Origin of the sequence: Roseateles chitinivorans, from assembly GCF_050632235.1 — a bacterium.
Lineage (GTDB): Bacteria > Pseudomonadota > Gammaproteobacteria > Burkholderiales > Burkholderiaceae_C > Roseateles > Roseateles chitinivorans_A.
Genome location: NZ_CP192584.1, coordinates 5,453,739 through 5,466,463, shown reverse-complemented (window position 1 = coordinate 5,466,463; position 12,725 = coordinate 5,453,739). Strand labels below are relative to the sequence as shown.

Genomic DNA, 12,725 nt, shown 5'->3' with positions numbered 1-12,725 from the left:
TCTGAAAAAAGGACCTAGCCCCATGACCAAGATCGTTGTGGTGACTTCCGGCAAAGGCGGCGTGGGCAAGACCACCACCAGTGCCAGCTTTGCCACCGGCCTCGCGATGCGCGGCTACAAGACCGCCGTCATCGACTTCGACGTCGGCCTGCGCAACCTCGACCTGATCATGGGCTGCGAGCGCCGCGTCGTGTACGACCTGATCAACGTCATCAACGACGAGATCAAGCTGAGCCAGGCGCTGATCAAGGACAAGCAGCTGGACAAGCTCTTCATCCTGGCGGCCTCGCAGACGCGCGACAAGGACGCGCTGAAGCAGGAAGGCGTCGAGCGCGTGCTGGACGAGCTCAAGGCGATGGAGTTCGACTTCATCGTCTGCGACTCGCCGGCCGGCATCGAGACCGGCGCGCTGATGGCCATGCACTACGCCGACGAGGCGCTGGTGGTGACCAACCCCGAGGTCTCCTCGGTGCGCGACAGCGACCGCATCCTGGGCATGCTCAACAGCAAGACCAAACGCGCGATCGAAGGCAAGGAGCCCGTCAAGGAGCACCTGCTGATCACGCGCTACAACCCCAACCGGGTCGAGGGTGGGCAGATGCTCTCGCTCGAGGACATCCACGAGATCCTGCGCACGCCGCTGATCGGTGTGATCCCGGAAAGCGAAGTGGTGCTGCAGGCGTCCAACCAGGGCCTGCCGGCGCTCCACATGAAGGGAACGGATGTTGCCGAGGCCTACGCCGACGTCATCGCCCGTTTCCTGGGCGAGGACAAGCCGATGCGTTTCGTCGAGGCCGTCAAGCCGGGCTTCTTCAAGCGTCTGTTCAGCCGCTGACACCCAAGGGAGAGACCATGGGATTCATGTCCTTCTTCCTGGGCGAAAAGAAAAGCACCGCCAGCGTCGCCAAGGAGCGCCTGCAGCTGATCCTCGCCCATGAACGCAACGGTCGCGGCGCGAGCCCCGACTACCTGCCGCAACTGCAGCGCGAGCTGCTCGCGGTCATCTCGAAGTACGTCTCCATCAACCCGGACGACATCAAGGTCCACATGGAGCGCCAGGACGACCTCGAAGTCCTGGAGGTCAAGATCGAGCTGCCGGAAGGCCGCAAGCTCTGACCCCACGCCGCCGACCCCGCAGCCGGAGCGACCGCCCAACTGCTGGGGTCGGTGCGTTGGTCGCCAGTGCAGGGGCCTTGCCGGCAAGCGGCAAAACCCCCAGCACAGCCGTCCCCCACCACGGTCTCACTGCCCCGGTTTTGCCACCGAGGACTTCGGGTGATCACAGTCTGAAGACGGCGACGGCCTGGTTCAGTTGCGCGGCCTGGTGCTTCAGGCTCTCGGCCGCCGCGGCGGCCTCCTCGACGAGCGCGGCGTTCTGCTGCGTGACCTGGTCCAGCTGCGTGATGGCGTCGCCGACCTGGCCGATGCCCTGGCTCTGCTCGACGCTGGCGTGGCTGATCTCCGCGATCAGGTCGGAGACCCGCTTCACCTGTTCGACGATCTGGCCCATGGTCTCGCCGGCCGAGCCCGCGAGGCGCGTGCCGGCCTCGACCTTGGCGCCGCTGTCGACGATCAGCGTCTTGATCTCCTTGGCCGCCGCCGCGCTGCGTTGCGCCAGCGCGCGCACCTCGCTGGCGACGACCGCGAAGCCCCGTCCCTGCTCGCCGGCGCGCGCCGCTTCGACGGCCGCATTCAGCGCGAGGATGTTGGTCTGGAAAGCGATGCCGTCGATCGTGCCGATGATGTCGGTGATGCGGCGCGAGCTCTCGTCGATCTGCCGCATCACCGCCACGACCTGCTGCACCGCCTGGCCACCTTCGGCCGCGACGGCCTCGGCGACCTTCACCGCCTGCGCCATCGGCGTCACGATCGCGCGGCTCAGCAGCCACGCGGTGAACAGTCCCACCGCCGCGATGACGAGCGCACCCAACCCCGCCTGCCAGCGCAGCGCCGCGCGCGCGTCGGCCGCCGTCTGGCGCGCCTCCTGCGCGTGGCCCTCCTGGCCACCGCCGTCTGCGTCATGCCCTGCCACTGGAAGGACTTGCGGATGATGTCCTGCGCCTCGTTGATGGCCGTGCCGGACTCGCTGGTGATGCGATCGCTGCGCCACAACGTAAAGGTGCCCACCACGAGCATCGCCACGATCAACAGCACGATCGCGCCGTTGAGCTTGCTGGTCAGGGGAAGGTCGTTGAGCCGCATCGTCGTCTCCTGGAGGTTCTGGTTTTTCGATGAGAGGGCCTGGACGCACTGAATCTGAGCACCGCCGCGTGCCGCTGCCAAGAGAGCTTGCGCCCGCCGCGGTCCCGTGTAATCCCCTATGCCTGAAACGCCGCCGCGTCACTAGGGTGACGCGAGGCGCCCGGGGCGGTCGATAGACTGACTCGAACAGCCGACATCAAGGCGCCCGTGCGCTGCCGGATCGCGTCCTTCGCGACACGGCAGCCGAGAGGCTCCGGCAACAGAATCCAGGAGACGACATGGCACTGATGGGCCAGATGATGGCTATGCCCTTGCTGATCTCATCGTTGATCCAGCATGCGGCGCGCCATTCCGGGGATACCGAGATCGTCAGCAAGCGGGTCGAGGGCGACCTGCATCGCACCACCTGGGGCGCGGTCGAGTTCCGCGCCCGGCAGCTCGCGCAGGCCTTCGCGCGGCTCGGGCTGAAAGCCGGCGAGCGCGTCGGCACGCTGGCCTGGAACGGCCACCGCCACCTGGAGATCTACTACGGCACCTCGGGCTCCGGCCTGGTCTGCCACACGATCAATCCGCGCCTGTTCCCCGAGCAGATCGCCTGGATCGCCGGCGACGCCGATGACCGCGCGCTGTGCTTCGACCTGACCTTCCTGCCGCTGGTCGAGAAGATCGCGCCGCAGCTCGGCCAGGTGCGTCACTTCATCCTGATGACGGACCGCGCCCACATGCCGGCCGAGTCCTCGATCCCCAACCTGCGCTGCTACGAGCAGCTCGTCGACGCGGAGGACGGGCACTACGTCTGGCCCGAGTTCGACGAGAACACCGCGTCCAGCATCTGCTACACGAGCGGCACGACCGGCCATCCGAAGGGCGCCGTGTACAGCCATCGCAGTTCGGTGCTGCATGCCTACGGCGCGGCGTTGCCGGACGCGATGGCGTCCTCGCGCCGCGACGTGATCCTGCCGGTGGTGCCGATGTTCCACGTCAACGCGTGGGGCCTGCCCTACAGCACCGCGCTGGTCGGCTGCAAGCTGGTGCTGCCTGGACCGCACCTGGACGGCAAGTCGCTCTACGAGCTGTTCGAAACCGAGAAGGTCACCTTCAGCGCCGGCGTGCCCACCGTGTGGCTGGGACTGCTGAACTACGTCGGCGCCAACGGCCTGAAGTTCTCGACCTTCAAGCGCACGGTGATCGGCGGCTCCGCCTGCCCGCCGGCGATGCTGCGCACGCTGATGGACGATTACGGCGTCGACGTGATCCATGCCTGGGGCATGACGGAGATGTCGCCGCTGGGCACGCTGTCTCGGCTCAGCAGCCGCCAGCTGGAACTGCCCAAGGAGCAGCAGCGCCACCTTCTCGAGAAGCAGGGCAAGGCGATCTACGGCGTGGACATGGCCGTCGTCGACGACGGCGGCCAGGCGCTGCCGTGGGACGGCAAGAGCTCGGGCAACCTGGTCGTGCGCGGCCCGTGGGTCATCGACAGCTACTTCGGCCACGACGGCTCGCCGCTGATCCGCGTCACCGGTGAGGACGGCCGCGACGCCGGCCTGTGGTTCCCGACCGGCGACGTCGCCGCGATCGACGCCGACGGCTTCATGCAGATCACCGACCGCAGCAAGGACGTGATCAAGTCCGGCGGCGAATGGATCAGCTCCATCGACGTCGAGAACATCGCGATGGCGCATCCCGCGATCCATGAAGCCGCCGTCATCGCCGTCGCGCATCCGAAGTGGGACGAACGCCCGCTGCTGGTCGTCGTGCGCAAGCCCACCGACGCCGGCGCGGCGCTGACCCGCGAGGCGGTGATCGGTTTCTACGAGGGCAAGATCGCCAAGTGGCAGGTGCCCGACGACGTCGTGTTCGTCGACGAGATCCCGCACACCGCCACCGGCAAGATGCTCAAGCTCAAGTTGCGCGAGCAGTTCAAGGGCCACAAGCTGCCGGGCTGCTGAGCCCCCGCCTTCCCGCGACCCCGCGCGTCATCGGGATCTCTGCGATTTCCTTGCTGTTCAGCGTCCTACATCAACAACATCTCCGGAGACAGACATGAACCAGATCCGCAAGTCCTCGACCGCCGTCACGCCCCGCCGCACGGTGCTCGCCGCCGTCGCCCTGAGCGCGCTGTCCGCCGCCTCCGGCGCCTATGCGCAGAAGGGCGAGACGGTGAAGATCGCCTGGATCGATCCGCTGTCGGGCCTGATGGCGCCGGTGGGGCAGAACCAGGTGAAGTCCTTCCAGTTCTTCGCCGAGAAGTTCAACGCGACGAACCCGGCCGGCGTGAAGTTCGAGATCATCCCGATCGACAACAAGCTCAGCCCGGCCGAATCGCTCAACGCGCTGAAGTCGGCCATCGACCAGGGCGTGCGCTACGTGACGCAGGGCAACGGCTCGGGCGCGGCGCTGGCGATCATCGACGCCGTCAACAAGCACAACGAGCGCAATCCCGGCAAGGAGGTCGTGTACCTCAACCACTCGGCCGTGGACCCGGACCTGACCAACAGCAAGTGCAGCTACTGGCACTTCCGCTTCGACGCCGACACGTCGATGAAGATGGAGGCGATCACCACCTTCCTGAAGGACCAGCCCGACGTCAAGAAGGTCTACCTGCTCAACCAGAACTACGCGCACGGCCACCAGGTCGCGAAGTACGCCAAGGAAGGGCTGGCCAAGAAGCGGCCCGACGTCCAGATCGTCGGCGAGGACCTGCACCCGCTGGCCCAGGTGCGCGACTTCGCGCCCTACGTGGCCAAGATCAAGGCCGCCGGCGCGGACACCGTGATCACCGGCAACTGGGGCTCGGACCTGGCGCTGCTGGTGAAGGCCGCCTCCGAGGCCGGCTACAACGGCAAGTTCTACACCTACTACGCCGGCGTCACCGGCACGCCGACGGCCATGGGCGCGGCCGGCGCGGGACGCGTCTACCAGGCGGCCTACAACTACAACAACATGGGCGGCCAGATGGACACCTGGGCCAACGAGTTCAAGGCCAAGTTCAACGACGACTTCTACACCGGCAGCGTCATCCACATCTACTCGGCGCTGGGCGCGGCGATGGCCAAGGCCAAGAGCACCGACCCGGTGAAGGTGGCCGCGGCGCTGGAAGGCCTGAAGTTCAAGTCCTTCAACGGCGACGTCGAGATCCGCAAGGGCGACCACCAGCTGCAGCAGCCGATCTACATCTCGCGCTGGGAGAAGGTCGACGCCAAGCATCCGTACAACGTCGAGAACACCGGCTTCAACTTCGCGCCGGTGAAGACCTATGACGCGTATGTGAGCTCGACGCCGACGTCTTGCCAGATGAAGCGCCCGAGCTGACGCACGTCCGCGCACCGCGAGCCGGTCCGTCGGACCGCTCGCGGCGGCGCCGCGCGATGCGGCGCCCTTGAGAGGATGTTGAGAGGATGAACTCTTGGAACAGATCCTGATCAACCTGCTGAACGGCCTGTCCTCCGGACTGCTGCTGTTCATGCTCAGCTCCGGCCTGACGCTGATCTTCAGCATGATGGGCGTGCTGAACTTCGCGCATGCGAGCTTCTACATGCTGGGCGCGTACGTCGCGTACTCCATCGCCGGGTGGGTCGGGTTCTGGCCCGCGCTGTTCCTCGCGCCGCTGGTGGTGGGCGGCCTCGGGGCCGTGTTCGAGCGGGGCGCGCTGCGGCGCGTCCACAAGTTCGGCCACGTCCCGGAGCTGCTGATCACCTTCGGCCTGTCGTATGTGGTGCTGGAACTGGTCCAGCTCGTCTGGGGCCGCACGGCGGTCCCGTTCCCGCCGCCGCCCTCGCTGCAGGGCGCGGCCTTCACGCTGATCCACGCGCCCGGCCAGGCCTTGCAGATGGCCTGGGGCGATGCGCCGGCCGCCGTGTGCACGGTGGCGAGCTGCTCCAAGTTCCCGCTGACGCGCGCCTTCATGATGCTGGTCGCGCTGTTCATGCTGCTGTCGCTGTGGCTGCTGCTGACGCGCACCCGCATCGGTCTCGTCATCCAGGCCGCGCTGACGCATCCGGAGATGGTCGAGTCGCTGGGCCACAACGTGCCGCGCGTGTTCATGCTGGTGTTCGGCAGCGGCTGCGCGCTTGCGGCGCTGGCCGGCGTCATCGGCGGCGTCACCTTCGTCACGGAGCCGTCGATGGCGGTGCTGGTCGGCTCCATCATCTTCGTGGTGGTCGTCATCGGCGGCATCGGCTCGCTCGCCGGCGCCTTCGTCGCCTCCATCGTCATCGGGCTGCTGCAGACCCTGCCGCTGACCGTCGACGCGTCCCTGGCGCAGGTCTTCAAGCTCGGCCCCGACACCTTCGGCTATCCGCTGCTCAAGCTCTCGCTGGCGCAGGTCGCGCCCATCCTGCCCTACCTGCTGATGGTGCTCATCCTGATCTTCCGGCCCAAGGGCCTGCTCGGCACGCGGGAGGGCTGATCGATGTCCGTCGTCATGTCTTCCTCCTCCACGCCCGTCGCTTCCGCCGGTGCTGCGTCGGGTCCGCCCGCCGCCGGTCCGGCACACGGCGGCGCGCATCGCGTCCATGCCCGGGCCAGACGCGGCGAGACCTATCACTTCAAGCCGCACAACGTCGGCCGCTGGCTGATCTGGGGCTTCTACGCGCTGGCGCTGATCGTGGCGCCGCTGATGTGGACCAGCAGCCTGGCGCAGACGATGCTCTCGCAGATGGGCATCGCCATCATCGCGTGCCTGTCCTACAACCTGCTGCTGGGGCAGGGCGGCATGCTGAGCTTCGGCCACGCCGTCTACACCGGCCTGGGCGCCTACCTGGCGATCCACACGCTCAACGTCGTCGGCGCGGGCCAGCTCGCGCTGCCGGTCGGGCTGGTGCCCGTCGTCGGCGGCCTCGCGGGCCTGTTCTTCGCGGCGCTGTTCGGCTACGTGTCGACGAAGAAGTCCGGCACGCCCTTCGCGATGATCACGCTGGGCCTGGGCGAGCTGATCTGGTCGATGTCGCTGATGCTGCCGGAGTTCTTCGGCGGAGAGGGCGGCGTCTCCTCCAACCGCGTCGTCGGCAAGGCGGTCTGGGGCATCAGCTTCGGGCCGCAGATCCAGGTGTACTACCTGATCGCGATCTATGCCTTCGTCTGCACGGCGCTGCTGTTCGCGTTCACGCGCACGCCGCTGGGCCGCATGCTCAACGCGGTGCGCGACAACCCCGAACGCGTCGAGTTCATCGGCTACGACACGCAGTGGGTGCGTTTCCTGGCGTTCCTGATCGCGGGCTTCTTCGCCGGCGTGTCGGGCGGGCTGTCGGCGCTGAACTTCGAGATCGTCAACGCCGAGGTCGTCGGCGCGGCGCGCTCGGGCGCCTACCTGCTGTTCACCTTCCTCGGCGGCGCGACCTTCTTCTTCGGCCCCATCATCGGCGCCGTGCTGATGGTCGTGGCCACCGTGCTGCTGTCGGAACTGACCAAGGCCTGGCTGCTCTACCTCGGCCTGATCTTCCTGTTCATGGTGATGTACGCGCCGGGCGGCATCGCCTCGCTGATCATGATGAACCTGAGGCTGGCGGCCTTCGGCAAGCTGCGGTCGCTGTGGCCGTCGTATCTCGGCCTGGCCGGCGCGGCGCTGACCATGCTGGTCGGCGGCTCGGCGATGGTGGAGATGCTCTACCACCTGCAGCTCAACGAGGCGCTCGGCCCGAAGATGACCTACCTGGGCGTGGCGCTCGATGCGAAGAGCGTCGAGTCCTGGTTCGGCGCCGGCTTCGTGCTGCTGACCGGGCTGGGCCTGTTCGAGCTGGTGCGCCGCGAGTTCCGCGCCGAGTGGGACCGGGCCCAGGAAGAGATCGAGAAAGAGATCAAGCGGAGGGAGAGCCTGTGAGCGCGCACCACGCCCCGTATGCCCTGGAACTGAAGTCGGTCCGCAAGAGCTTCGGCAAGAGCGAGATCATCCGCGGCGCGGAGCTGGCGGTGAAGCCCGGCGAGCGCGTCGCGATCATCGGCCCGAACGGCGCCGGCAAGTCCACGCTGTTCAACCTGATCAGCGGCCGCTTCGCGCCCACCAGCGGCGAGATCCGGCTCTTCGGCGAGCGCATCGACCAGCTGCCGCCCTACCAGATCAACCGCCGCGGGCTGTCGCGCAGCTTCCAGGTCTCCAACCTGTTCACGCGGCTGTCGGTGTTCGAGAACATCCGCTGCGCGCTGCTCTGGTCCATGGGCCACAAGTACGCGTTCTGGAAGTTCCTCGCCGGCATGGACGACGTCAACGACCGCGTCGAGGAACTGCTGGAGATGCTGCACCTCGACAAGAAGCGCGACGTGCCGGCGGTGAACCTGACCTATGCCGAGGCGCGCGTGCTGGAGATCGGCATCACCATCGCCGGCGGCGCGCAGGTGATCCTGCTGGACGAGCCGACGGCGGGCATGAGCAAGAGCGAGACCAAGCGCTTCATCCAGCTGATCCGCCAGGTCACCGAGGGCCGCACCCTGCTGACGGTGGAACACGACATGGGCGTGGTCTTCGGCCTGGCCGACAAGATCGCGGTGCTGGTCTACGGCGAGGTGATCGCCTTCGACACGCCCGACGCGGTGCGCGCGAATCCGCGCGTGCAGGAGGCCTACCTCGGCTCGGTGCTGGCCGAATCGCAGACCGCGGGAGCCCACGCATGACCGTCGCGATGAACGACACCAACATCGGCGCGATGCGCGCCGCCTCGTCGGGGTCCGCGGCCGTGGCGGGCTCGCGCGCGCTGCAGCTCGACAACGTCCACGCCTTCTACGGCAAGAGCCACGTGCTGCACGGCGTGACGATGGAGGTCCGCCCGGGCGAGATCGTCAGCCTGCTGGGCCGCAACGGCTCGGGCCGCTCGACGACGGTGAAGACCATCATGGGCCAGGTCGACGGCACCGGCTCGATCGCGTGGGGCGGCGAGGCGCTGCTGGGCCGCAAGGCCTACGAGATCGCGCATCGCGGCATCGGCTACGTGCCGGAGAACCGGGACATCTTCCCCAAGCTCACCGTGCACCAGAACCTGATGCTCGGAGAGAAGGGCGGCCGCAAGGGCGCCAAGCCGCGCTGGGCCTTCGACGACATGTACGCGATGTTCCCGCGCCTGAAGGAGCGCCAGCACACCGAGGCCGGCGTGCTGTCCGGCGGCGAGCAGCAGATGCTGACGCTGTGCCGCACGCTGATGGGCGATCCCGACCTGATCATGATCGACGAGCCGACCGAAGGCCTGGCGCCCAAGATCGTCGAGCTGGTCGCGGAGTACCTCAAGGAGCTCAAGCGGCGCGGCGTGTCGGTGCTGCTGGTCGAGCAGAAGCTGGCGATCGCGCTGGAGATCTCCGAGCGCTGCTATGTGATGGGCCACGGACGCATCGTCTTCGAAGGCACGCCCGCCGACCTGCGTGCCAACGCCTACGTGCGCAAGGAGTGGCTGGAAGTCTGAACGGCGACCGCCGTTCCCGTCCTTTGCTCCGCCCCTCGAACGGCTTCTTGCTCCGCCTTTCGCACCGTCCTGTCGCCGCCGTGACGCGGCGGCGCCTCCCGACATCCCCACCCCCCACGTTCGTGGTCCCCCGCACGCGTTGTATCGTCCCCTGATCGGGGTGGCTCGCCGCTCCCCTTCGCGCGGCCCCGGCACTACATTGGCCGGCAGGCAACAAGAACAGGGAGCCCCCCATGAATTCGGTGCAGCCATGGATGGTGGCCGTCGGGACGCTGGCCGGATTGGCGGTCGGTGGCGCCGCCATGAGCGCGTGGTGGTGGCCCAAGCTCAAGCGCGCGCGCCGGCTGATCGACCGGATCGAGTCCTCGCGCCTGCTGCTCAACGAACAGACCACGCAGGCGCGCCGCCAGATCGAGCGCATGCAGATGGAACACGGCGAGCTGCGTCTCACCGTCGAGCGGCTGCGCCGCAAGCTGGCGGCCGCCGCGCCGCATGAGTCGGGCTACGGCAGCACCGACTCCCTGCTGCCGCTGGATTCCGTCTCGCCGGTGAGCGCGCCCACGCCGCTGCCGGCCTTCCGCCCGATGGAGAAGCCGCGTGGCGCCTCGCCTGCGGCCCCGGCTCCGGCCCCCGCACCGACGATCGCGAGCATCGACGCCGCGCTCGCGCGCAACGACCGCGCCCACGGACGCGTCGACGGCGGCTTCGCCCGCACCGAGATCCAGGACGAGGATCCGAACGACGATCCCCACTCGCGCGGCTTCCTGCCGACGCAGCTGGACAAGCCGTTCTGAGCCCGGCCCGGTCAGGCGTTCCTGACCGGCCCACCTGAGGTCCTCGCCCCCCCGCGCGTCGCGTCGCGATGCCCCCCGCACTTCCCCCGTAGCGCCCTGTCACAGCAGAGACAAGCGGCGCGGCTCGGCGCTGCCTAGAATCGAACGATCGTTCTTTTCGCCGCCGGTCCCTCGGAGACACTCGGCCGCGGCGAGACTCTTCAGCATCGGAAGGAAGAAGCATGGGTGCCAGCTACGAAGTCCGCGGTCAGGTCGCGGTGATCACGCTCAACAATCCGCCGGTCAACGGCCTGGGCTATGCCACGCGCCTGGCCGTCGCCGAGGGCGTCGAGAAGGCGGAGAGCGATCCCGCCATCAAGGCCCTCGTGATCACCGGCGCCGGCAAGGCGTTCTCCGGCGGCGCCGACATCCGCGAGTTCGGCTCGCCCAAGGCGCTCGCCGAACCCAACCTGGGGTCGCTGATCACCCGCGTCGAGTCCTGCACCAAGCCGGTCGTCGCCGCGATCCACAGCGTCGCCATGGGCGGCGGCCTGGAGCTGGCGCTGGGCTGCCACTACCGCGTCACCGCGCCGGGCGCCAAGATCGCGCTGCCCGAAGTGAAGCTGGGCCTGCTGCCCGGCGCCGGCGGCACGCAGCGCTTGCCGCGCGCGCTGGGCGTGGAGCCCGCGCTCAACATGATCGTCAGCGGCGAGCCGGTCGCCAGCGAGCAACTCGCGCAGGTCCCCGGCCAGGTGCTGTTCCAGAAGGTCATCGACGGCGACCTGATCGACGGCGCCGTCCAGTTCGCGATGGGCATCGCCGACAAGCGCCCGCTGCCGCGCGTGCGCGACATCAAGGCCCTGCATCCCGAAGCCCAGGCCTACTTCCAGTTCGCGCGCAACACCGTCGGCGCGATGTCCAAGAATTTCCCCGCGCCGCTGCAGTGCGTGGAGACCGTCGCCAACGCGGTGTCCATGAAGTTCGAGGACGGCATGCGCGCCGAGCGCGACGCCTTCCAGCAGCTGATGCTGACGCCCGAGTCCGCGGCGCTGCGCCATGCCTTCTTCGCCGAGCGCGATGCCGCCAAGATCCCCGACGTGCCCGCGGACACGCCGCTGCGCAAGGTCGAGCAGGTCGCCATCATCGGCGCCGGCACGATGGGCGGCGGCATCGCGATGAACTTCCTCAACGCCGGCATCCCGGTGACGATCCTCGAGATGAAGCAGGAGGCGCTGGACCGCGGCGTCGCCACCATCCGCAAGAACTACGAGGCGCAGGTCAGGAAGGGCAAGCTCAAGGAAGACCGCTACGCCCAGCGCATGAGCCTGCTGGGCACCACGCTGAGCTATGCCGAGATCGGCAATGCGGACCTGGTCATCGAGGCCGTGTTCGAGGACATCGACGTCAAGGAAAAGGTCTTCAAGCAGCTCGACGCGGTGATGAAGCCCGGCGCGATCCTGGCCAGCAACACCTCGACGCTGGACGTCGACAAGATCGCCGCCTTCACCAAGCGCCCGCAGGACGTCATCGGCACCCACTTCTTCAGCCCGGCCAACGTGATGAAGCTGCTGGAGGTCGTGCGCGGCGCGGCCACCGCCAAGGACGTGCTCGCCACGGTGATGGCGCTGGGCAAGAAGATCCGCAAGACCTGCGTCGTCTCCGGCGTCTGCGACGGCTTCATCGGCAACCGCATGATCGAGCAGTACAGCCGCCAGGCCGGCTTCCTGCTGGAGGAGGGCTGCACGCCGCAGCAGGTGGACAAGGCGCTCGAGCGCTTCGGCTTCGCGATGGGCCCGTTCCGCATGGGCGATCTGGCCGGCAACGACGTGGGCTGGTACATCCGCAAGCGCCGCTACCTGGAGAAGCCGGACCTGCGCTACTCCAAGACCGCCGACCTGCTGTGCGAGATGGGCCGCTTCGGCCAGAAGACCGGCGCCGGCTGGTACGACTACCTGCCGGGCAAGCGCGACGCGATCCCGTCGAAGACCGTGCTGGAGATGATCGACATGCACCGCTCGGCGCTGGGCATCACGCCGCGCCGGATCAGCGACGAGGAGATCGTGCAGCGCCTGGTCTTCGCCCTGGTCAACGAGGGCGCCAGGATCCTGGAGGAGGGCATCGCCCTGCGCGCCTCCGACATCGACATGGTCTACCTGACCGGCTACGGCTTCCCGCTGCACCGCGGCGGCCCGATGTGCTACGCCGACACGGTCGGCCTCTACAACGTGGTGCAGGCGATGAAGCGCTTCGCCAAGAACCCGCTGGACGACGGGAAGTTCTGGGAGCCCGCGCCGCTGCTGCAGCGCCTGGCCGACCAGGGCAAGGGCTTCAACGGCTGATCCCCGCGCACCGCATCAGGAGAAAA

11 protein-coding genes and 1 pseudogene are annotated in these 12,725 nt (G+C 68.0%); 10 read left to right on the top strand and 2 right to left on the bottom strand.

Features of this window, described 5'->3' with window-relative positions; all coding sequences use genetic code 11:
• The first annotated feature begins 22 nt into the window (after nucleotides 1–22).
• Entirely contained in the window at nucleotides 23–835 is an 813-nt protein-coding gene (minD, locus tag ACQ859_RS24885; protein WP_431263221.1) for a septum site-determining protein MinD, read from the top strand.
• 17 nt (nucleotides 836–852) lie between these two features.
• A complete protein-coding gene (gene minE, locus ACQ859_RS24880; RefSeq protein WP_088403459.1) occupies nucleotides 853–1,116 on the top strand; it encodes a cell division topological specificity factor MinE in 264 nt (87 codons plus the stop codon).
• 166 nt (nucleotides 1,117–1,282) lie between these two features.
• Here the strand turns inward: minE and ACQ859_RS24875 are convergent.
• Together ACQ859_RS24875 and ACQ859_RS24870 are read right to left on the bottom strand one after the other, a co-directional pair.
• Nucleotides 1,283–1,837, bottom strand: a pseudogene (locus tag ACQ859_RS24875) (methyl-accepting chemotaxis protein); the annotation flags it as partial.
• Between the two features lie 41 nt (nucleotides 1,838–1,878).
• Nucleotides 1,879–2,202 carry a hypothetical protein gene (locus tag ACQ859_RS24870; protein ID WP_431263220.1) on the bottom strand — a complete coding sequence of 108 codons (324 nt, stop codon included), beginning with the start codon at nucleotides 2,200–2,202 and terminating at the stop codon, nucleotides 1,879–1,881.
• A 278-nt stretch (nucleotides 2,203–2,480) separates the two neighbouring features.
• Here ACQ859_RS24870 and ACQ859_RS24865 point away from each other — a divergent pair, with 278 nt between their 5' ends.
• The 8 genes from ACQ859_RS24865 to ACQ859_RS24830 all read left to right on the top strand — a co-directional run bounded on the left by ACQ859_RS24865 (nucleotide 2,481) and on the right by ACQ859_RS24830 (nucleotide 12,699).
• Nucleotides 2,481–4,151 (top strand): 3-(methylthio)propionyl-CoA ligase, encoded by a 1,671-nt coding sequence (locus tag ACQ859_RS24865; protein ID WP_431263219.1) that lies wholly within the window; start codon nucleotides 2,481–2,483, stop codon nucleotides 4,149–4,151.
• 94 nt (nucleotides 4,152–4,245) lie between these two features.
• Nucleotides 4,246–5,514 (top strand): branched-chain amino acid ABC transporter substrate-binding protein, encoded by a 1,269-nt coding sequence (locus ACQ859_RS24860; RefSeq protein ID WP_431263218.1) that lies wholly within the window; start codon nucleotides 4,246–4,248, stop codon nucleotides 5,512–5,514.
• 151 nt (nucleotides 5,515–5,665) lie between these two features.
• Nucleotides 5,666–6,610 carry a branched-chain amino acid ABC transporter permease gene (locus tag ACQ859_RS24855; RefSeq protein WP_431266650.1) on the top strand — a complete coding sequence of 315 codons (945 nt, stop codon included), beginning with the start codon at nucleotides 5,666–5,668 and terminating at the stop codon, nucleotides 6,608–6,610.
• A 3-nt stretch (nucleotides 6,611–6,613) separates the two neighbouring features.
• On the top strand, nucleotides 6,614–8,020 hold the full coding sequence (locus ACQ859_RS24850; RefSeq protein WP_431263217.1) for a branched-chain amino acid ABC transporter permease: 1,407 nt from the start codon (nucleotides 6,614–6,616) through the stop codon (nucleotides 8,018–8,020).
• The gene (locus ACQ859_RS24845) at nucleotides 8,017–8,808 is read left to right on the top strand and encodes an ABC transporter ATP-binding protein (protein ID WP_421035957.1); all 792 of its coding nucleotides are present in this window, start codon (nucleotides 8,017–8,019) and stop codon (nucleotides 8,806–8,808) included. Before ACQ859_RS24850 ends, ACQ859_RS24845 begins: the two co-directional genes overlap by 4 nt.
• A 32-nt stretch (nucleotides 8,809–8,840) precedes the next feature.
• A complete protein-coding gene (locus tag ACQ859_RS24840; protein WP_431266649.1) occupies nucleotides 8,841–9,587 on the top strand; it encodes an ABC transporter ATP-binding protein in 747 nt (248 codons plus the stop codon).
• Between the two features lie 233 nt (nucleotides 9,588–9,820).
• On the top strand, nucleotides 9,821–10,381 hold the full coding sequence (locus ACQ859_RS24835) for a hypothetical protein (protein WP_431263216.1): 561 nt from the start codon (nucleotides 9,821–9,823) through the stop codon (nucleotides 10,379–10,381).
• A 221-nt stretch (nucleotides 10,382–10,602) separates the two neighbouring features.
• Nucleotides 10,603–12,699 carry a 3-hydroxyacyl-CoA dehydrogenase NAD-binding domain-containing protein gene (locus tag ACQ859_RS24830; protein ID WP_431263215.1) on the top strand — a complete coding sequence of 699 codons (2,097 nt, stop codon included), beginning with the start codon at nucleotides 10,603–10,605 and terminating at the stop codon, nucleotides 12,697–12,699.
• The last annotated feature ends 26 nt before the right edge of the window (nucleotides 12,700–12,725 follow it).

Bases quoted from the DNA above. Each gene is read 5' to 3' on its own strand.
- minD (WP_431263221.1), top strand. From the start codon at position 23: ATGACCAAGATCGTTGTGGTGACTTCCGGCAAAGGCGGCGTGGGCAAG.
- minE (WP_088403459.1), top strand. From the start codon at position 853: ATGGGATTCATGTCCTTCTTCCTGGGCGAAAAGAAAAGCACCGCCAGC.
- ACQ859_RS24870 (WP_431263220.1), bottom strand. From the start codon at position 2,202: ATGCGGCTCAACGACCTTCCCCTGACCAGCAAGCTCAACGGCGCGATC.
- ACQ859_RS24865 (WP_431263219.1), top strand. From the start codon at position 2,481: ATGGCACTGATGGGCCAGATGATGGCTATGCCCTTGCTGATCTCATCG.
- ACQ859_RS24860 (WP_431263218.1), top strand. From the start codon at position 4,246: ATGAACCAGATCCGCAAGTCCTCGACCGCCGTCACGCCCCGCCGCACG.
- ACQ859_RS24855 (WP_431266650.1), top strand. From the start codon at position 5,666: ATGCTCAGCTCCGGCCTGACGCTGATCTTCAGCATGATGGGCGTGCTG.
- ACQ859_RS24850 (WP_431263217.1), top strand. From the start codon at position 6,614: ATGTCCGTCGTCATGTCTTCCTCCTCCACGCCCGTCGCTTCCGCCGGT.
- ACQ859_RS24840 (WP_431266649.1), top strand. From the start codon at position 8,841: ATGCGCGCCGCCTCGTCGGGGTCCGCGGCCGTGGCGGGCTCGCGCGCG.
- ACQ859_RS24835 (WP_431263216.1), top strand. From the start codon at position 9,821: ATGAATTCGGTGCAGCCATGGATGGTGGCCGTCGGGACGCTGGCCGGA.
- ACQ859_RS24830 (WP_431263215.1), top strand. From the start codon at position 10,603: ATGGGTGCCAGCTACGAAGTCCGCGGTCAGGTCGCGGTGATCACGCTC.